General features: G+C 47.7%; 16 protein-coding genes. 9 read left to right on the top strand and 7 right to left on the bottom strand.

What is annotated here, in order from left to right; genetic code table 11:
• Window positions 1–39 precede the first annotated feature (39 nt).
• From MARGE09_RS19230 to carA, 4 genes are all read right to left on the bottom strand, one after another.
• The gene (locus MARGE09_RS19230; protein WP_236984762.1) at window positions 40–639 is read right to left on the bottom strand and encodes a hypothetical protein; all 600 of its coding nucleotides are present in this window, start codon (window positions 637–639) and stop codon (window positions 40–42) included.
• A gap of 11 nt (window positions 640–650) precedes the next feature.
• The gene (greA, locus tag MARGE09_RS19225) at window positions 651–1,133 is read right to left on the bottom strand and encodes a transcription elongation factor GreA (protein WP_236984761.1); all 483 of its coding nucleotides are present in this window, start codon (window positions 1,131–1,133) and stop codon (window positions 651–653) included.
• Window positions 1,133–4,351 carry a carbamoyl-phosphate synthase large subunit gene (gene carB / locus MARGE09_RS19220; RefSeq protein WP_236984760.1) on the bottom strand — a complete coding sequence of 1,073 codons (3,219 nt, stop codon included), beginning with the start codon at window positions 4,349–4,351 and terminating at the stop codon, window positions 1,133–1,135. The genes greA and carB overlap by 1 nt, the downstream gene beginning before the upstream one ends.
• A gap of 163 nt (window positions 4,352–4,514) precedes the next feature.
• On the bottom strand, window positions 4,515–5,660 hold the full coding sequence (carA, locus tag MARGE09_RS19215) for a glutamine-hydrolyzing carbamoyl-phosphate synthase small subunit (RefSeq protein ID WP_236984759.1): 1,146 nt from the start codon (window positions 5,658–5,660) through the stop codon (window positions 4,515–4,517).
• 414 nt (window positions 5,661–6,074) lie between these two features.
• Here carA and MARGE09_RS19210 point away from each other — a divergent pair, with 414 nt between their 5' ends.
• Window positions 6,075–6,908, top strand: a complete 834-nt coding sequence (locus MARGE09_RS19210; RefSeq protein WP_255711739.1) for a sulfite exporter TauE/SafE family protein — start codon at window positions 6,075–6,077, stop codon at window positions 6,906–6,908.
• A 41-nt stretch (window positions 6,909–6,949) separates the two neighbouring features.
• On the opposite strand, the gene MARGE09_RS19205 is transcribed toward MARGE09_RS19210, so the two are convergent.
• Entirely contained in the window at window positions 6,950–7,246 is a 297-nt protein-coding gene (locus tag MARGE09_RS19205; RefSeq protein WP_236984758.1) for a hypothetical protein, read from the bottom strand.
• 469 nt (window positions 7,247–7,715) lie between these two features.
• On the opposite strand from MARGE09_RS19205, the gene MARGE09_RS19200 reads away from it, so the two are divergent.
• From MARGE09_RS19200 to MARGE09_RS19175, 6 genes are all read left to right on the top strand, one after another.
• Window positions 7,716–8,585, top strand: a complete 870-nt coding sequence (locus MARGE09_RS19200; protein ID WP_236984757.1) for an SMP-30/gluconolactonase/LRE family protein — start codon at window positions 7,716–7,718, stop codon at window positions 8,583–8,585.
• Between the two features lie 192 nt (window positions 8,586–8,777).
• Complete coding sequence (locus tag MARGE09_RS19195) at window positions 8,778–8,921, top strand: DUF3012 domain-containing protein (RefSeq protein WP_236984756.1); 144 nt, start codon at window positions 8,778–8,780, stop codon at window positions 8,919–8,921.
• Window positions 8,922–8,963: 42 nt separating this feature from the next.
• Entirely contained in the window at window positions 8,964–9,713 is a 750-nt protein-coding gene (locus tag MARGE09_RS19190) for a lipoprotein intramolecular transacylase Lit (protein ID WP_236984755.1), read from the top strand.
• 253 nt (window positions 9,714–9,966) lie between these two features.
• Window positions 9,967–12,642 (top strand): DUF1592 domain-containing protein, encoded by a 2,676-nt coding sequence (locus tag MARGE09_RS19185; RefSeq protein WP_236984754.1) that lies wholly within the window; start codon window positions 9,967–9,969, stop codon window positions 12,640–12,642.
• 57 nt (window positions 12,643–12,699) lie between these two features.
• On the top strand, window positions 12,700–13,968 hold the full coding sequence (locus MARGE09_RS19180) for a DUF1552 domain-containing protein (RefSeq protein ID WP_236984753.1): 1,269 nt from the start codon (window positions 12,700–12,702) through the stop codon (window positions 13,966–13,968).
• Window positions 13,969–14,096: 128 nt separating this feature from the next.
• On the top strand, window positions 14,097–15,488 hold the full coding sequence (locus MARGE09_RS19175; protein WP_236984752.1) for a carnosine N-methyltransferase family protein: 1,392 nt from the start codon (window positions 14,097–14,099) through the stop codon (window positions 15,486–15,488).
• A 66-nt stretch (window positions 15,489–15,554) separates the two neighbouring features.
• On the opposite strand, the gene MARGE09_RS19170 is transcribed toward MARGE09_RS19175, so the two are convergent.
• Window positions 15,555–16,277: a YebC/PmpR family DNA-binding transcriptional regulator gene (locus MARGE09_RS19170; protein WP_236984751.1), complete on the bottom strand. Its 723-nt coding sequence runs from the start codon at window positions 16,275–16,277 to the stop codon at window positions 15,555–15,557.
• A 154-nt stretch (window positions 16,278–16,431) separates the two neighbouring features.
• Between MARGE09_RS19170 and ald the strand changes: the two genes are divergently transcribed.
• On the top strand, window positions 16,432–17,514 hold the full coding sequence (gene ald, locus MARGE09_RS19165) for an alanine dehydrogenase (protein ID WP_236984750.1): 1,083 nt from the start codon (window positions 16,432–16,434) through the stop codon (window positions 17,512–17,514).
• A 13-nt stretch (window positions 17,515–17,527) separates the two neighbouring features.
• On the opposite strand, the gene MARGE09_RS19160 is transcribed toward ald, so the two are convergent.
• Complete coding sequence (locus tag MARGE09_RS19160; RefSeq protein ID WP_236984749.1) at window positions 17,528–17,992, bottom strand: MOSC domain-containing protein; 465 nt, start codon at window positions 17,990–17,992, stop codon at window positions 17,528–17,530.
• 131 nt (window positions 17,993–18,123) lie between these two features.
• Here MARGE09_RS19160 and MARGE09_RS19155 point away from each other — a divergent pair, with 131 nt between their 5' ends.
• Entirely contained in the window at window positions 18,124–18,798 is a 675-nt protein-coding gene (locus MARGE09_RS19155) for a peroxiredoxin-like family protein (protein ID WP_236984748.1), read from the top strand.
• Window positions 18,799–18,941 lie beyond the last annotated feature (143 nt).

The raw sequence follows: 18,941 nt of genomic DNA, 5'->3' as shown, positions 1-18,941 counted from the left end.
AGCCAATATGGCCTGTATATAGGCTGGCGAGCAGCGGCCTTAAAGCGATATTTGGCCGGATACGAGTAAGTATAGATTGACTGACCAACTTAGCATGCCAAATATGACCCATGCATGATTGATTGGTGTGATGGTGCTGTTTGCATGGCCAAATGGGTCGTGGCAAACACGGTTGGCGACTAGTTGAATTTTGTAGAGGTAGTAGTAATTACCAAAGAATAGAGGGAGCAATAGCATCAACCAGCTTTGACCGATTGCCTTTTCAATAACCGCATTCCTTATGATGAATGAGATGATATTTATTGCTATAAATCCAAGTGCCACGGCTTGCGGGTTCCAGCGGTAGTTCTGGCCTTGTTTTTTTTCTTCTTCGGCAATTTCTTTGCAAAGGAAAGTAATAAAAAATATGTCAAATATGGCGCGTAAAAACGGCAGTGTGTTTCGTTCTTGTGCTGCCCCGAGTAATTGCCAGTGTTTGTAAAACCAATAGAGCTGGTAGAGTCCCATCGTGCTAATAAAGAGTGCAGAAAATTTGCCCATGGAAACTACATAGAAAGGAGCTTTGGCGCTTGCTTGATCCATAGAAGAGTTGTCGATGTGGGCAAAAGGAGAAGGCAATCCATGCCGATATGTCGGCATGGATATCGGTTTTAAATGTGGTGTACGGCGTCGATTTCGTACTCTATGTCGCCGCCGGGGGCTTTAACCAGAGCTACATCGCCGACTTCTTTACCGATTAAGGCTCTAGCGATAGGGGAGCCGACAGAGATTTTGCCGCTTTTAATATCAGCTTCGTCCTCGCCAACAATATGGTAGGTTAGCTGCTGATCTGTTTCTACATTGATGATATCAACGGTGGTGCCAAAAATAACTTTACCGGTTTCAGGTAAGGCCTTCACATCAATAATTTGGGCGTGCGACAGTTTGCCCTCGATATCTTGAATGCGACCTTCGCAAAACCCTTGTTGTTCGCGAGCGGCATGGTATTCGGCATTTTCTTTTAAATCACCGTGCTCGCGCGCTTCGGCAATAGCGGCCACAATGCGCGGGCGCACCACTTTTTTAAGGTTGTCGAGCTCGTCTTGCAAGGCTTTGGCACCTTGCACTGTCATGGGGACTTTATTAAGTGACATTAGACAATTTCCTTGTGTAGGTCTTGTAAGCGGCGCACTTGCTGTTCTTTACCAAAGCGCAGGGCCATGCAAAGGGCGTTAGCGGCTGCTAGCGTTGTAGTGTAGTAAACGCGGTTATTTTCGGCGCTGCGGCGTATGGCGGCGGAATCTTTAATGGCGCGTTCACCTTCGGTGGTATTAATCACTAAGGCGATATCGCGGTTTTTAATCATATCGACAATGTGTGGGCGACCTTCGGTAACTTTGTTGACGACCGATACGCTAATGCCGGCGTCTGACAATTTTGCTGCGGTACCACGAGTAGCAACCAGTTCAAAACCAAGATCGACAAGCTCTTTACCGACAATGACAACATCTTCTTTGTCGAAGTCACGTACGCTCACAAAGGCTTTACCTGATGTTGGTATCTTGGAACCAGCACCGGATTGCGCTTTGGCAAAAGCTTCGGCAAAGGTGTCGCCAACGCCCATGACTTCGCCTGTGGATTTCATTTCAGGCCCAAGTATTGGGTCTACAGCAGGGAATTTGTTAAAGGGGAAAACCGCTTCTTTCACGCTGTAATATTTGGGGATAATTTCTTTGGTGAAGCCTTGTTCTTTAAGTGATATGCCACATTGTACGCGCGCTGCAATTTTAGCCAGCGATACGCCAATGCATTTAGACACAAAAGGAACGGTGCGAGAGCCGCGCGGGTTAACTTCGATGATATAAATTTCACCATCTTGGTAGGCGAGTTGAGCATTCATTAGGCCAACAACGCCTAGCTCTAGCGCCATTTTACGTACTTGCTCGCGCATTTCGTCTTGTACGTCTTCAGCTAAAGAGTAGGGCGGTAAAGAACATGCTGAGTCGCCGGAGTGAACGCCGCATTGCTCGATATGCTGCATGATGCCGCCAATTACCACATCTGTGCCGTCGGATACAGCATCGATATCAACTTCGATTGCTGCATTTAGGAAGTGATCAAGAAGAACCGGTGCGTCATCACTGGCTTGCACAGCTTCGCGCATGTAGCGCTTAAGTTCTTGTTCGTTGTGTACAATTTCCATTGCGCGGCCGCCTAACACATAAGATGGGCGAACAACTAATGGGTAGCCAACACCGGCAGCGCAGCGAATGGCTTCTTCGGTGGATCGTACAATGGCATTGGAGGGCTGTTTTAAGCCCAAGCGTTCGATCATTTGCTGAAAGCGCTCGCGGTCTTCTGCGCGGTCAATGGCCTCTGGGCTAGTGCCAATAATGGGTACGCCTTCGGCTTCGAGTGCACGTGCAATTTTAAGAGGCGTTTGGCCACCAAATTGTACGATAACGCCTTTGGGTTTTTCTTTGTGTACGATCTCGAGCACATCTTCAAGGGTTACAGGCTCGAAGTACAAGCGATCAGATGTGTCGTAATCGGTAGATACGGTTTCTGGGTTGCAGTTAACCATGATGGTTTCAAAGCCATCATCGCGCGCAGCTAAGGCGGCGTGTACGCAGCAGTAGTCAAATTCAATGCCTTGACCAATGCGGTTGGGGCCGCCACCGAGTACCATAATTTTGTCGTTGCTTGAGGGCGAAGCTTCGCATTCTTCGTCGTACGTCGAGTACATGTAGGCTGTTGAGGTCGAGAATTCTGCCGCACAGGTATCAACGCGCTTGTATACCGGGTGAATGGCAAGCTTGTGGCGGTGATCGCGCACCATTTTTTCGCTAACGGCAAGCAATTGACCCAAGCGCTTGTCCGAGAAACCTTTGCGCTTAAGCTGGAACATGGCTGTTGCATCGATTTCGCTGAGCGGTTTGGAGCTTAGCCCTTGTTCAAGCTTGATAATGTCTTCTAATTGGACCAAAAACCAAGGGTCGATTTTAGAGGTATTAAAAACTTCTTCTACGCTCATGCCCGCACGGAAGGCATCGCCAACGTACCAAATGCGGTGGGCGCCTGGTGTGGCTAAGTCTTGACGGATTTCTTGCATGGCGTCTTCGTCGTTTAGGTTAACGCGTGGCTCTAAGCCGCAAACGCCAACTTCTAAACCGCGAAGGGCTTTTTGTAGTGACTCTTGGAAGTTGCGGCCGATAGCCATAACTTCACCGACCGACTTCATTTGTGTGGTTAGGCGGGCATCGGCGTCGCCAAACTTTTCAAAGGTGAAGCGTGGAATTTTGGTAACAACGTAGTCGATACTTGGCTCGAACGATGCCGGCGTAGCGCCGCCGGTAATATCGTTTTGCAGTTCGTCTAAGGTAAAACCAACGGCTAATTTAGCCGCGATTTTGGCAATAGGGAAACCGGTTGCTTTTGAGGCTAGTGCAGAGGAGCGAGAGACGCGAGGGTTCATCTCAATCACGACCATGCGTCCGTTTTCAGGGTTTACCGAAAACTGTACGTTGGAGCCACCGGTTTCTACGCCAATTTCACGCAGTACTGCCAAAGAGGCATTACGCATGATTTGGTATTCTTTGTCTGTCAGGGTTTGGGCGGGGGCAACGGTAATAGAGTCGCCTGTGTGAACGCCCATAGGATCGAAGTTTTCGATGGAGCAGACAATAATGCAGTTGTCGTTTTTATCGCGAACAACTTCCATTTCGTACTCTTTCCAGCCCAATAAGCTTTCGTCGATTAGAAGCTCGTTCGTTGGCGATAGGTCTAATCCGCGAGTACAGATTTCTTCGAATTCTTCCCAGTTGTATGCAATGCCGCCGCCGGAACCGCCCATGGTAAATGAGGGGCGAATAATAACCGGAAAGCCGAATTCCTTGGGAACATCTAAGGCTTCTTCCATGGTATGAACAATACGTGCGCGGGCAGTGTCAAGGCCGATTTTCTTCATGGCCTTGTCGAAGCGCTGACGATCTTCGGCTTTGTCGATGGCGTCTTGGGTTGCGCCTATAAGCTCAACATTATATTTATCGAGAACGCCATGTTCATGCAGGGCCAGTGCACAGTTAAGTGCTGTTTGGCCGCCCATGGTGGGCAAAATGGCATCGGGGCGCTCTTTTTCGATAATTTTTTCTACCGTTTCCCAAGTGATGGGTTCGATGTAGGTCGCATCGGCCATGGAAGGGTCGGTCATGATGGTGGCTGGGTTAGAGTTCACCAAAATGACGCGGTAGCCTTCTTCGCGAAGTGCTTTACAGGCCTGTGCGCCTGAATAGTCAAATTCGCAGGCTTGGCCAATTACAATGGGGCCTGCGCCAATGATTAATATGCTTTTGAGGTCGGTACGTTTTGGCATGGTTGTATCTTCGTTCCGGCGGTAATTGTTGAGGCTGGCGCCTGCTAAATAAAAATTAAGTGCTACGCATTTTAATGCTAAGGCTTTTATCTTTAAAACGGCCATATCGTTCTGTTAATGGCGCTCACTGGCTTGGCTGCCGGTGGTTATTTACGGTAAAGGCCTAAGCGTTTTTAGCTTCGTTCATTAAATCAATAAAGTGGTCAAATAGCGCAGCGGCGTCGTGCGGCCCAGGGCTGGCTTCTGGGTGCCCTTGGAAGCTAAATGCGGGCTTGTCGGTGCGCTCAATACCCTGCAAAGAGCCGTCAAACAGTGATTTGTGTGTGGCTTTTAGGTTAGCTGGCAAGCTGGCTTCATCTGCAGCGAAACCGTGGTTTTGACTGGTGATCATGACTTCGCCAGTTGCAAGCACTTGAACAGGATGGTTAGCGCCGTGGTGACCAAACTTCATTTTTTGCGTTTTTGCGCCACTGGCCAAAGCAAGTAGTTGGTGACCCAAGCAAATGCCAAAAATGGGGAGGTTGGCATCCAAAAGAGTTTTGATTGCTTCGATGGCGTAGGTGCAAGGCTCTGGATCGCCAGGGCCGTTGGATAAAAATACGCCGTCTGGGTTCATTGCAAGTACTTCGCTGGCCGGTGTTTGCGCGGGCACAACCGTGAGCTCGCAGCCCCTATCTACTAGCATGCGCAAGATATTGGCTTTGGCGCCAAAATCGTAGGCGACAACTTTAAAACGCTTGCCTTCGGGTAGGCCGCTAAAGCCTTCACCGAGTTGCCAGCTGCCGAAGTCCCATGTGTGGGCTTCTTGGCAGGTGACTTCTTTAGCTAAATCCATTCCCTTTAGGCCAGCAAATTTTTGCGCAGCTTCAAGTGCGGTAGCTTCATCAATGTTACCGGTCATTATGCAGCCATTTTGCGCGCCTTTATCGCGCAAAATGCGGGTAAGGCGCCGGGTGTCGATATCGGCTATGCCTAAAATGTTGTGCTTTTTAAGGTAGCTATCAAGATCGGCTTGGTTGCGGAAGTTGCTAGCAATTAAAGGTAGATCGCGAATAACTAAGCCTTTGGCCCAGATTTTTCCGCATTCTTCATCTTCATTGTTAGTGCCAACGTTGCCGATGTGGGGGTAGGTTAGGGTGACTATCTGCTCTGCATAGGAGGGGTCGGTTAATATTTCTTGGTAGCCAGTAATTGCAGTATTGAATACTACTTCACCAACGGAAATGCCTTCAGCACCAAATGCGGTACCGCGGAAAACACTGCCGTCTGCTAAGACGAGAATGGCAGGGGTTAAGGCCCGGGTTGTCAACGTGAGATCCTCCAGGTGTGGCTATTGCTAGCCGCTATAAATTAAAACGAAAGCGTGTGTGCAGCCTTGATTTTGCTAATACGCTGGTGCCAGCAAAAAATTAGGGCTGCAAAAAAGCGAGGTGCAACTTGCGCTCCACCTCGCTTTTATCGGATTTGGTTATCAGCGTACAGTATTTGTTTGTTAGCTTGTAATTAAGTACTAACCAGCAGTAACAGCTTAGACGGTACGCAACGGCTCAATAGTGCCTGATTTGGCGCGGGATTTTACGTGAGATGTGGTGAATTGTCCACGAGCAATTCGGGATATATTACTGGGTAGCGTTGAGCCATTAATGCGCCTTGATAGGTCTTGTTTGATATGGTGACTCATTAGCTGAAGATTGGTGTATGAAATATAAATCGCATTGAGGTGATGGTGTTTATTGATGTCTTAGGAGTATTGCTTATACCTGCTTTACTAGCAGGGGTTGTGGCTGGGATGTTTGGTTTGGGCGGCGGCGTTGTTATGGTGCCGGCAATTTATTTTGTCTTAACCCACATGGGGGTGGGGGCAGAGCTGGCCATGAGCATGTCTGTGGCGACCTCTTTGTTGGCGATTGTGGTGACGGGGCTGTCTTCTGCGTTGGCGCATGCCCGCCTTGAAAATATAGATTTTGTTCTGTTAAAGCGTTGGCTGTTGCCGCTGTTGTGCGGTGCAGTGGTCGGTAGTGCCCTAGTGGCGCGTTACAGGACACCGGCATTAATTACTTTTTTCGGTGTTTTTTTGTGGTTGGTTGCGTTGATGAATGTATTGGTCCAGCGTCGAGCCAAGCCGAGCGGTAATGTGCACAGTCATAACCCGTTTTTAAACCGGTTGACGCTGCCATTGGTATTTGGGATCGGATGTGTTGCCGCTTTGGCTGGAGTCGGTGGTGGCACGCTAAGTGTTCCGCTGCTTAAGTCTTTAGGGCGCGACACGCATAAAGCTATTGGAACTTCTGCTGCTATGGGGTTGGCTTTGGCTTTTGCGGCATCTTTGAATGTGCTGGTGTTTTCTGCTGAGGATGAAGGTATACCGAGGGGCGCGTTGGGGTTGTTCTATTTGCCTGCGTTAATTGTGATACTGCCTTGCACGGTGTTGCTGGCTCCAGTGGGGGCATATCTAGGCAAGCGGATGCCAGCGGCAGTATTGGATAAGTTGTTTGTCGCGCTTTTACTGTTGGTTGGTACGCGAATGGTGCTGAGTAGCTTTCAGGTTGTAGGTTAGTTGGCGCTGTCGAGCAGCGCCTTTGATAAAACGGCTTGAGTCTAATTTTTAAAAGAGTTGAGTAGCTTAGATGCGCCCTCTTTTGTTTCTTTCGCTGCATCCTCAGTGGCTTTGGCAGCTTCTTTGGCTTTTTGCTCGGCAGCATTTGCAGCAGTCTTAGCTTGTTCTTTTGCTTTGGCAGCGGCTTGTTTGGCATCTTCAGCTGAAATGTTATCTGTAGTCTCTGCTGTTTTTTCTGTGGTCGATTTTGTTAGCTCTGCGGTTGTATCTTTTTCCCCGCAACCATAAAGGGCAGTAAAGATACCGGCTGCAATAATGCTCAAGACAATTTTTTTCATGATGGCTCCTAATGTGGGTTGGTGTTTGATGTTTGCGGGATTATCGCTCAAATATATTACCGTTGGGAGTGGAGGATTAGGTAAGAAGGGGCTTGTGCGAAAGGAGATTGGTTGAGCTGGAGGCTGTTTGTAGTCAATGTCTTACAAAGTGTGCGCAATATTTCGCCTTTTACCTTTTACTGGCATTGCTAAACTGTGCGCCATGGATGACAAGGATGATTGACCAAAGGGATGGGTCAAGCCTACGAAATAGGTTCTGTGAGTTTGGGCCGCTACATTTAATGTAGCGGCTTTTTTTTGCCTTGAAGTTTTGTTTTTATGGAAGAGGCGGGGTTAGCTACTGGCTGGTTAGGCTGTGGCGCCCTTGCGGGCTTTGTGCGATCATGCGGGCCTTTAAATAGCCGGTGTTCAGTTGTTCTGGCTTGTATCTATCGGTGCTGTCGCGCACCATTAATGAGAGTGGAGTCTTATGAGTCAAGTTGAAGTTGCCCTTAAAATTAAAGCCAGTTTAGGTGAGTGTCCCCGTTGGGATGAAAAAGAGCAGGTTTTATATTGGTTAGATATTAATGCTGGACAACTCCATCGCTTGGACCCCAAAACAGGCGAAGATACTTTTTTGCAGTTTGATGAGGAGATTGGTTGTTTTTCGCTGCGCGAGAAGGGTGGTTTTGTTTTGGCTATGAGAACAGGGCTTTACACCATTGACGGCTGGAATACCGAGCGTACTTTCATATCGGACCCAGAAGAGGGGATGGATAAAAACCGATTTAATGATGGTCGTTGTGATGAGCGGGGGCGATTGTTCACTGGTAGTGTTTATCCGCCGAAAGATTATGGCGGGGCAAGTATTTATTCGTTAAGCCCTAACGGCGATGTTAAAAAGTGGATTAAGGACTTGCTAACGGCAAATGGTATTGCTTTTAGTCCAGACAATAAAACTTTTTATTATGCAGATACCCCAAGCCATGCCATTAGCCGCTGTGACTTTGATCTTGAATCTGGTGAAGTGAGCAACTGCTCGGTGTTTCATCAGTTTCCCCATGGTAATGGGCGCCCTGACGGTGCCTCGGTAGATAGCGAAGGCTATTACTGGAGCGCTTTGTACGAGGGCGGCCGAGTGGTACGTGTAAGCCCGCAAGGTGAGGTTGTGCAGGAAATCGCCATTCCAGCTAAGTGCCCGACAATGGTAGCTTTTGGTGGTGCTGACCTTAAAACCTTGTATATCACGACTGTTGGCGGACGCCCCGACGAAGAGTTGGCGCAATACCCAGATTCGGGTTCTGTTTTTTCTGTGCGGGTCGACGTGCCGGGGCGTGCTGAGAACCGTTTTGCTGGTTAATCTATTGCTGTGATCGAAGAGGAGGCTTTAGGCCTCCTTTTTTGTGTTTCTCAATTGAATATTGTCCACGAGCATTAATAAATTGTCTAAGTGTTAACTTGTGCCTTGCGAAGTGTGCAGCTTTGGTGACAAATAACGCCCTTGTTATTTTTCGTTGTGTTGATGTATCGAGTTGTTGCTATGAAGAAAATCATGATTGTTTTATGTGCATTGTCGCTTGTTGGTTGCGCTAAGGTGGGGAGTGAGCGCTGGTGTGAGAGCCTAGCCGAAAAGCCCAAGGGCGACTGGAGTATGAATGAGGCGTCGGATTACGCTAAACACTGCATATTAAAATAAAAGTTTTTAGCTTTCTTTGTTGGATCCTGGTTGAGGAATGTTGTGAATTCGCTGATTAAAGAATTGTTGTCTGCAGGTACCTTTGCACTAACGAGTTGTTTTCTTGCGTTTGGGTTGTCGTGGTTGGTGTTGTATCAGCTCGACTTTTCTTACGGGCGGTGGCATGACGTCGGTGGGATAGGTAATGCTATCGAGAAGTTTGGCCCGCAAAACTATTACCGCAGTGGTTTTGCTGATACGACTAAAGAGCAGCGCGAGCAACTGTTCCAGCAAATTAGCTACTCGGTTCACCATGATGGGAACGGCTTGGAGTCCATCGTGTATAAGGTGCCAGGGCACCCAACTCAGACATTGCTGACCGAGGATGAGGTAATACACCTGAATGACGTTGCGCACCTGATCAATAAAGTTGAATGGATGCTCGTAATCTCGGCCGTTATTTGGCTTTTGGTGATGTTTTATTATTACAAGGCGCGATTAAAACCGCCATCGGTGCTTTACCAGTGCATGGCTTTGCTGATATTGATGGCGTTGTTTGTTGTTGTGTTGATTGTTGTGGGGCCGACTAAGGCTTTTAGCCAGATGCATGAGTGGGTTTTCCCGCCTGGAAACCCGTGGTTCTTTTATTATCAGCAATCGTTGATGTCTACGATGATGTGGGCGCCAGTACTCTTTGGTTGGATTGCGGCGCAGTGGGCGGTGTTTACTTTGGTATTCTTCGCTTGCATTCAATACCTATCTTCCCGTTTTTTGCGGTATATCAATCAATCTGTGACTAAGGCTGTTGATTAGTCTGCGTTGTGGAGTTTTTCTTGTTAAGGATTGCTGTTTTTGATAGGCGGTAACCCTCCTTACTTGGTGTGACACCGCTGCCAGTTTGTCGGTATGTGGGGTAATTTTTGCCATAAGTCTAACTGCTTGCCAACTTCGTCACGGATGCGACATAGCATTATTGTTATTATCTGGGAGTAAATTCTAATAGCGCATTGACGCTTGTCATTGTCGTTAGGTAATCATTCTGGGAGCTCTAAGATGAGGAAGCACTATGAATAAAATTGTAACTGTGGGATTGCTGTCAGCAGCTTTGTCTGCGTGCGTCGGCCCTGTTGGTACGGGCTCCAGTAGCTCTGATACGGTGTCATCTGATAATGTTCAGCCAAGCTCTAGTAGTGTAACGACTGTTTCAAGCAGTTCTGCACCTGTTTCTAGTTCTAGCAGCTCTACTGCATCATCACAGCCTTCGTTTAACGGTAATGCGATAGCAGGAAAGGCCACTTTTGGCACTAACTGCGCAGTTTGTCATAGTGATACCGATAATGACGGGTATTTTGGTGGTTCTGGCGACAGCGCAAAGATCGGTTCTGTTGACCCCGACGATTTGGGCTCGCCGGCCATGTCTGCTGCATATGATGGCGGTTCTATTAATGCCCTAGCAGCGTTTATTGGTGCCGAAATGGCGCCTTCAAACTGTGGTGAGCAATGCATAAATGATACTGCAGCTTACATTTGGTCTTTACGTGATGGTAAAGAAGGCGAGAGTGCAGTTGCAGTCTCTTGCGCTAATCCTGGCGCTATCCATTACGGCAAGCGTACGTTGCATGTATTAACTTCATACGAATATGGCAACTCGCTGCAGCAGTTATTTGGCGCTCCATTACCTGCCGATTACTCATCTATCGGTAAAGTAGGTCTGGACGTTGAGGTTGCACGCTTACCCAACCATTCATCTACGGCTTTAGCCGAGACTCGTCTTAACTCTTATTACGATAACGCCACTGAAATTACCGACTGGGCAATGTCTACGCCAGGCGCGTTACCCTTTGCGTGTGATGATGCCGTATCGTGTGCAACAGATTTTATTACTGAATTTGCTTATGTTGCATACCGCCGTGCGTTAACAGATGAAGAGCAAGCTGAAATTACAGATATTTTCACTGGCGCTGCAGATGTCGATTCAGGACTGAAGTGGGCGTTGACGACTGTGCTTATGTCGCCTAACTTCCTTTATCGCTCAGAGCTGGGAACTCAAGTATCTGAATTATTAGCTAACCCAGTAGTTGCTCCGGGTACTGATTTTGACTTTGCTGGCACGCCTCAGATTGAAACTGATGTGGAGATCCAAGCTTATCAGAATACACACCTCAGAGGGTACTCTTGGACTGGAGACGACCTAATTGCCATCACAGCCATCGCCACTGCGCGTAGTGATGGTGGGGCACCGGTGTTGAGTATTGGCCGAGGTTATAACGCTCCAGAAAACCCCATCGCCGTTATTGACGTGCGGGTCGGCGTTGAGCGGACCTATTACGTTCCGATTACCGAGGCTTATTCAAATGAACCTCCGGTTGGAATATTCAACGATGTGACAAGGGCCGGAGGGCATTCTGAAGGTGGATCTGTCACTATTACCCGTTTGGCTTATGGAAAACTGGGTGTAGCCGAAGCAGTAGAAGACGATGTTGAAAAGCTAATGGCTGCTGATCAGTCTGCATATGCTTTGGATCCTTACGAGTATGCTTCGGCATTGTCTTTTGCTTTAACAGGTTCTGGGCCATCAAAAAGCTTGCTAGATGCGGCAGTGGCTGGAGAGCTAGTTGATGAGTCGGATCGCGAGCAGCACATTGACGCGTTAATTGATTCTGATATGGGTAAGGCGCATGTTGAGCGTTTAGCCGGCAAGTGGTTCCGTACTGACGGTTTGATGAGTAAAACACGTAACGACTCTGAATTTACCAACGATGTTCGTCGCTCAATGATGCAAGAAATTCGCGAGATCTATAAGCATGTATTCTACAACGGTGATTTCCCAAGTATGTACGAAGGGGACTTTACGTTCTTAGATAGCACGCTGGCGAGTTTTTATGGCATCACTGGTGGTGGTTCATCTAACGGTGATTTTAGGTATGTGGATACAACCGGTCAGTTGCGCGGTGGCGTGATTGCTTCGGGTGCTTACATGGCCTATAACGCACATATGGACTACACCTCACCAATACAGCGTTCGGCGCATTTCCGTCAAGATGTACTATGTCAGGCCATTCCGTTGCCCGTTAACTTAGAAGACTCAGCGGAGCGTGAGGCTGCAGCGCAAACGGTTCAAGCACGCGTAGAGGCGGGTGATATTACTACTGCTGATTATTATGATATCCAAACCAATATTCCGGGTTCTTCTTGCGCCTCTTGCCATAACGCAATTATTAATCCGCTATTTGGTATGGATGACTTTGACAATGTTGGCCGCTTACGGTCGCGCGTGAATGGCGATACTGTGCAAAGCGGTTTGAAGTTTAATGACAACAACATTGCTTTGCCGGAAGGCGATAGCAACCTTCCTATTTCTCAGGTTAATCAAGGCAGCTACTTATACTCTTATAATGTAGTAGGTACATTATCGGGTGCCCAAGCTGATGCCGCTAAAGAGAGTGGTGATGGTTTACGCTTCTTTGGTGCTAAAGACTTGGGGCGTGTCATTGTCGAGAATGACGTACCAGGTATTGGTGCGTGTTTGATCGAGAAATCTACACGTTTCGCACTAGGCTGGACCCTAGGCAAAGAGTTTTTGGAGGAATCTGAAAATGGCTACTACGGTATTAGTGATGCACAAGAGGCAGAGCTTGCATGTATTCAAGATGAGCTAGAGTCAGCTTATGCAGGCTCTAAGAGTCCTAGAGATGTGTTAAAAGCGTTAGTTATGTCTGATGCTTTCCGCTTCCGTAAATAATATGTTTTACAGCGCAGTGATGCACTGCGCTGTAATAGCCAAAAAAAGGTTATTTTTATGAAATTTACTAAAAAAACTCAGGTCAGCGAGAAAGCCGTTGAGTCTCAAGCGCGCAGTGCTCAAAAAGAGCGCCGCAGTTTTTTAGATCTGGTTGCAAAGTCAGGTGTTGCGTCCAGCACGTTGCGCTATTCCAGCCTTTTAGGTGGTGTAATGACGGCGCGTTATGCGCAGGCACAAGATAGCCCCAAGCGTGTTGTTTATTGTTACATTCATAGTGGCTCGCCCGGTGACTGGCGTCCATCTAGTGCTAGCAACATGAGCTCATCATCAGCTCCGTATGCGCCTGTTGCGGACATTTGTAACTTCCGTGGTGTAGATACGGAAGTTGCTGGTCACGGCGGGGCGCGCCAAGCATTGGGTGGTAATTATAGCCCAGGTACTACGGCGGACGGTAAGCTAGGGCCTATCTTAGGGCCAAGCAGTTATTACACAACAATGTTCTTAGGCTCTAATGCGGCAGACGGTGGCGCTGGTGCTGGTAATATTATTGGTGAAGGCTTACCTATTGAAGATCCACAGCAGGCGTTAGGTAAGTTTTTTGGTGCGTTGCCAGAAGTAGGCTCTGATGATACTTACAAAAAATCATTTGAAGCACAAAAGCGTGCGGTAGAAAGTATCAAGAAAAAGCTAAGCTCTACCGAGCTTGATCGATTAGATGCACACTTTTCAGCTATTGAGAAAATCGAGCAGCGTATTACCGATCAATCTACCGCTGCTGCGCCTGATTTAAACGCGTGTAAGCCAAATATTCCTGGCGGTTATGACGACTCTTCGAACGATGGCATGGTTGAACACGCTAAACTGCAGGCTGATATTATTGTGGCTGCATTTAAGTGTGATTTGACGCGTGTGGGTGTTCTGCAAATTGGTAACCACCAGGGTGGTGGTTGGACTTATCGCGGTTATGATGGCCACAGCGCTGCGCACTCTGGTGGTGCCGGTGTTTGGAATGCCATGATGACTGAAAAATTCCAAGTGCCAGCCTATTTTATTGACCAGCTAAGAAAGACTCGGGACTCTAACGGAAACGCCCTTATCGATAGCACAGTGTTCTGTCAGGTAAGTTGTTTTGGTAATGGTTTATCTCACGCATCTACCAATGCACCATTTTTGGTGGCGACTGGAATGTCTGGCTTCAGAAATAGCTTTTCGTCTAAGTCAACTGGTGCAACGACGCGCGACTTCCACTTTGAAGTGGCTAAAGGTTTGGGTGCTGATGTTGACTTTGACGGCGCTACCGGTGGAGATGTTGACCTGTTAGGTTAATAGAGCCCTAGCGGCTGTAACAAAGGGTTACATTTGAAAACCTCGCTGCGTACTGCAGCGAGGTTTTTTTTGTTAAGCTGAAAGCCAATTTACAGCTATTTCTTTTAGATTAAATAATTAGGTAAGTCATGACCGAAAACAACGCGTTTATTTTTCCGCAGGGAATGCTGATTTGCCCTGTTTGTGCCAGCGATATAGAGGGAATGCATTGCCCTAAATGCCATAGTGAGTTCTTTGCGTTAGGTAATATCCCTTGCGTTTTTACTGCGGGCATACAGCAAAAAAAGCTTTGGCAGCATCAAATGGCCATGATGGAGGCGCAGGGCGGGGAAGCGCTGGCCAACCTTGAATATGCATTGCAGGGGTATGATTTATCTGATTTGACGCGGGCACGTTTAGAGCAAGCCTTTGAGTCTATGGAGCAAAGCCTTGATGTGATTTTGGCTCAGTTTAGCGGTGCCGGTTTGGTGGCCCAGCTCGACCCCATGTATGACCAAACGACTGTGGATAATCCGACTGAGTATTACCACCACATCTTGCGCGATTGGGCGTGGGATAACGAGCCAAGTAAGTATTTTGAAACGCACGCAAATGACGCTAATTTGAAGCGCGTAATGAATGTTTGGGCCGATCCTGCACCCGGAAAAATGTTGGTGCTAGGCGCTGGAGCTGGCCGCCTGAGTTGGGATTTACACGAGAAGCTTGAGCCGGAATTTACCATTGCTTCGGATATCAATCCATTTTTACTTACCTGCGCGCAGGATCTAATTAAAGAGCGAAAAGCGATTACTCTGCCAGAGCTTTATACCTACCCCCAAATAGGCTATCCGTTTTCTAAATCGTGGACAATGCAACCCCCAGAAGATGCCGGCAATTTGCGTGAGCGTTGGTTTGCATTGGGCTCAGATGTTTGGAACATGCCACTGAGGGAAAATAGCGTCGATACAATCGTGACATCGTGGCTGCTGGATGTGACCGGCGGTGATGTTAAAGATTTAATCGGTGTCATTACGTATCTGCTCAAGCCCGGTGGGCGCTGGATTAATACTGGGCCTTTGCTGTATTCGCGTAATATGTCTTTTGATAAAAAATATTCGGCAGAGGAGATTTTTGATTTTGCCCAGATGGCTGGATTTGATCTAGAGAGGCAAGAAGTGGACGAGGTTGAGCATATGGTGTCGCCACTGAATGCGCGTTATCACTACGAGCAAATATTGTCTTTTTGCGCTCAAAAATCATTAACGCCTAAGCCCTTGCCTAAGCCCGGCAGTACTAGTGATTGGTTAACGCCGCCTTGGTTAGTTATGCATCACTTGCCGGTCCCTAATATTGATTTTCAATGCGAGAGAGGGCATGAATTTATCGCCAAAGTACTAGAGCTAGTCGATGGCGAAAAGAGTATTTACTTGATGGCTCAGCTGCTGCAGCCAGACATGCCGGAAGGTGTTTCTGCAAAAGATGCTGTAACAGCATTGTTTGGACAGATATTGGAGCAAATGGCGCGAGCTGCTTCGAATTAGTCATACTGAAAGACCGTAACCTCCTACAGAAGGGATTATGGTCTTTCGATAAATAGTACCCTGAGATTAATCCGGCAATTCAGCGTTGTGATAAACCTCTTGAACGTCATCGCAATCGTTTAGCATATCTAAAAATTTATCAAAGACTTCAACATCTTCGGCTGTGAGCTCTGTATGCAGTTGCGGAATGAAGGTGATTTCTTCAACGTCGATGGTCAGGTCTGGGAATGCTTCGGCCAGTGCAGTTTTCGCTTTAAAGAAGTCTGTTTGTGGGGTAAATACTGTAATAGTGCCGTCTTCATTTTCGATATCGGCAACATCAACATCGTGCTCCATTAAAGCTTCTAAAACAGCATCTTCGTCGTCATGTTTAAAGCCAAATATGGCGCGGTGATCGAACATGTGAGCAACAGAGCCCTGGCCGCCTAGCTTGGCTTTGGCTTTGTTGAAGCAGGTTCGTACATCGCCGAAAGTGCGATTGTTATTGTCGGTTAAGCAATCGACAATAACCATGCAGTTGCCAGGTCCAAAGCCTTCAAAGCGAACAGTCACGTAATCCTCGCCGCCACCGCCTTTGGCTTTATCGATCGCCTTATCGATGACGTGGCTGGGAACTTGTTCTTTTTTTGCTTTTTCTATTAGGCGGCGCAAGCTGAGGTTAGCGCTGGGGTCAAAGCCGCCATTTTTGGCGCAAACATAAATCTCTTTACCATATTTAGAATATAGCTTGGTTTTCATGGCGCCGGTTTTCGCCATCGAGGCTTTGCGGTTCTCGTACGTTCTTCCCATGGGTGCTCTCTTGTTCTACGTGTTGCGAGCGAAGGCTACGCTCTTTTACTAGTACTATGATTAACAGGATGCTCGGTATTATGCCGTGTTGTTGCTCGTGTGATAAGTCTTGTATCCGGCTAAGCTATAGATTAATAGGCTTTAGGAGGTAGTTATGCGAATTGGTATTCCTAGTGAGGTTAAAAACCATGAGTATCGCGTGGGTATGTTGCCGGCCGGTGCCTCTGTTTGCATTGCAGCCGGGCACGAGGTTTGGGTGCAAAGTGGTGCGGGGCTGGCGGTGGGGTGTGACGATGCGGCTTATACGAGTGTAGGTGTGCATATAGAGCCTTCTGCAGAAACCCTATACGGCCAGTGTGACCTTATTGTTAAGGTCAAAGAGCCACAAGCAAAAGAGTGTGAGTGGCTTCGCCGAGGGCAGTTATTGTTCGGCTATTTGCATTTAGCGGCAGATAGTAAGTTAACTGCGGCGCTGTGCGACAGGGGTGTAACCGCAATAGCTTACGAAACCATTACTGATCGCCATGGCCGCTTACCTTTACTTCAGCCGATGTCAGAGGTGGCGGGGCGCTTAGCGATTCAGGCTGCCGCCATGGCGTTGACAAAACCGGTGGGTGGTAAGGGCGTGTTGATGGCTGGAGTACCCGGTACAGCGCCAGCGAATGTTGTTGTGTTAGGTGGCGGTGTAGTGGGGGCCAACGCGGTTGAAATGGCGTTGGGGTTAGGGGCGCAGGTAACGGTATTAGATACCTCGGTCGAGCGATTGCGCGAGCTAGCAGCGCTATTTGGGCCTAGGTTGCAAACGCGTGTGGCCAATAAGCAAACCTTGCTTGGGCTTTTACCCCGTGCCGATGTTGTAGTGGGGGCGGTGCTTATCCCTGGTGCCGCAGCACCGAAATTACTGGGTTATGACGACTTAAAAAAAATGCAGCCCGGCACCGTGTTAGTTGATGTCGCGATTGATCAAGGTGGCTGTTTCGAAAGCTCCCATGCAACAACACACGAGCATCCCACTTATATTCGCGAGGGTATCGTGCATTATTGTGTGGCCAATATGCCTGGCGCCGTGCCTCTAACATCAACACACGCGTTAACTAATGTGACATTACCTTATATTCTACGTTTAGCGAACGAAGGTTTGCCTGCCGCGCGTAATGATGCCCTGTTTGCCAAGGGGATCAATGTACACGACGGGCAAATCGTAAATGACGTTGTTGCAAAGGCTTTGGCTTTGTAGCGAACGCGTTCTTTTAGATAAGCTTCGGCTGGTGAGGTTGGCTAAGTATAGCGTGGTCGCCAAGCTGAACGGAGCCATCGCGAATAACCTTGCAACATACGCCGGCAGTAAAAGCCGGTTTCAGTCGCTGTTGTAACCCATCAACTTGCTCGTCCATTCGGTAGCAAGGGTCGCATTCTTTTGTTATTTCAAGTACGGCTTGGCCAATTGTGAGCGTATTGCCGATGCTTTCGCGGCTGAAGGTTATACCTGCTACCAACAAGTTGGCTCTACGAATAAGCCAATCCAAAGGGCCGCCGTGTTCTTTTTCAACGGTTTTCCAGCTATCTTCACTCAGTATCGTTACTTGTCGCTTAGAGGGTTTTCCTCGAAAATCGCCCAGCACGCCAGTAGCTCGTGAGATAGTGGTGTGGGTTAGAGCCTCCATCGGTGCGCGTTTGGTCGCCCGCCGAGCGATCCCCTTGAGAATGAATGTCATAAAAATGTGAAACCTTTTATATTGCGAATAGCTTAGGATAGGCACCGGCTCCCTGATTCTTAACATGGGAATATTTAATGGCGGCGTTTTAGCTGCATATTAGCAAAGCGACTCAAGTACAGGAATTGTTTATGTTGAATACGGTAAATATCAAAACATTGATGAGCGCTGCTCAGTGTTTATTCTTAAGTGTTATTTGCGTGATGGGGTTGGCTGCATTGGCGCATGCAAAAGAGGTTGAAGTCCCTACCAGTGATGACGATGTTCGTCCTATTCTTATTGGCCAAAAGATCCCTAAAGTTAAACTAAAAAACCCAGCTGGAGAGGTAGTAAAACTCAATTCTTTATTAAAAGAGAAACCTACTTTACTTGTTTTTTATCGCGGTGGTTGGTGCCCCTATTGTAACTTGCACTTGGCAGAGTTACGTAAGGTCGAAGCACCTTTGAAAGATTTGGGTTTCCAAATTATCGCGGTGAGCCCAGACAAACCCGAAGAGCTGCAAAAAACGGGCGAGAAAAACGAGCTAGGTTACACCTTGTTGTCAGATAGCGATGCCGAAGCAATTAAAGCGCTTGGCCTTGCGTATAAAGTTGGGGCGACTATGCGCGTGGCTATGAAAACTTTTGGCGTGAACCTAGAAAAAAGTTCTGGTCAGGATCATCACTTGTTACCAGTACCCGCGGCTTTATTAGTTGATACTAAGGGCATGGTGACATTCACTTTCGTTTCCCCTAACTACAAAGTTCGGGTAGATAATGATGTCATTATGGCTGCGGCGAAAGCACAGCTAAAAGCAAAGAAATAAGATACTGCAACAGCATAAACAAAACTCTCAGAGAGAAGGTTGTTTATGCTGATTTTTACAATGTTATATTTAGAGCCCTTTAGTATGAAAGCTTTCTTCGGTTGGGTAACTAGTGGGCATCTCTAAATATGCACTTTTTCCGC

Source organism: Marinagarivorans cellulosilyticus, from assembly GCF_021655555.1.
In the GTDB taxonomy this organism is placed as follows: Bacteria; Pseudomonadota; Gammaproteobacteria; order Pseudomonadales; family Cellvibrionaceae; genus Marinagarivorans; species Marinagarivorans cellulosilyticus.
This window is presented reverse-complemented; position numbering and strand designations above follow the sequence as displayed.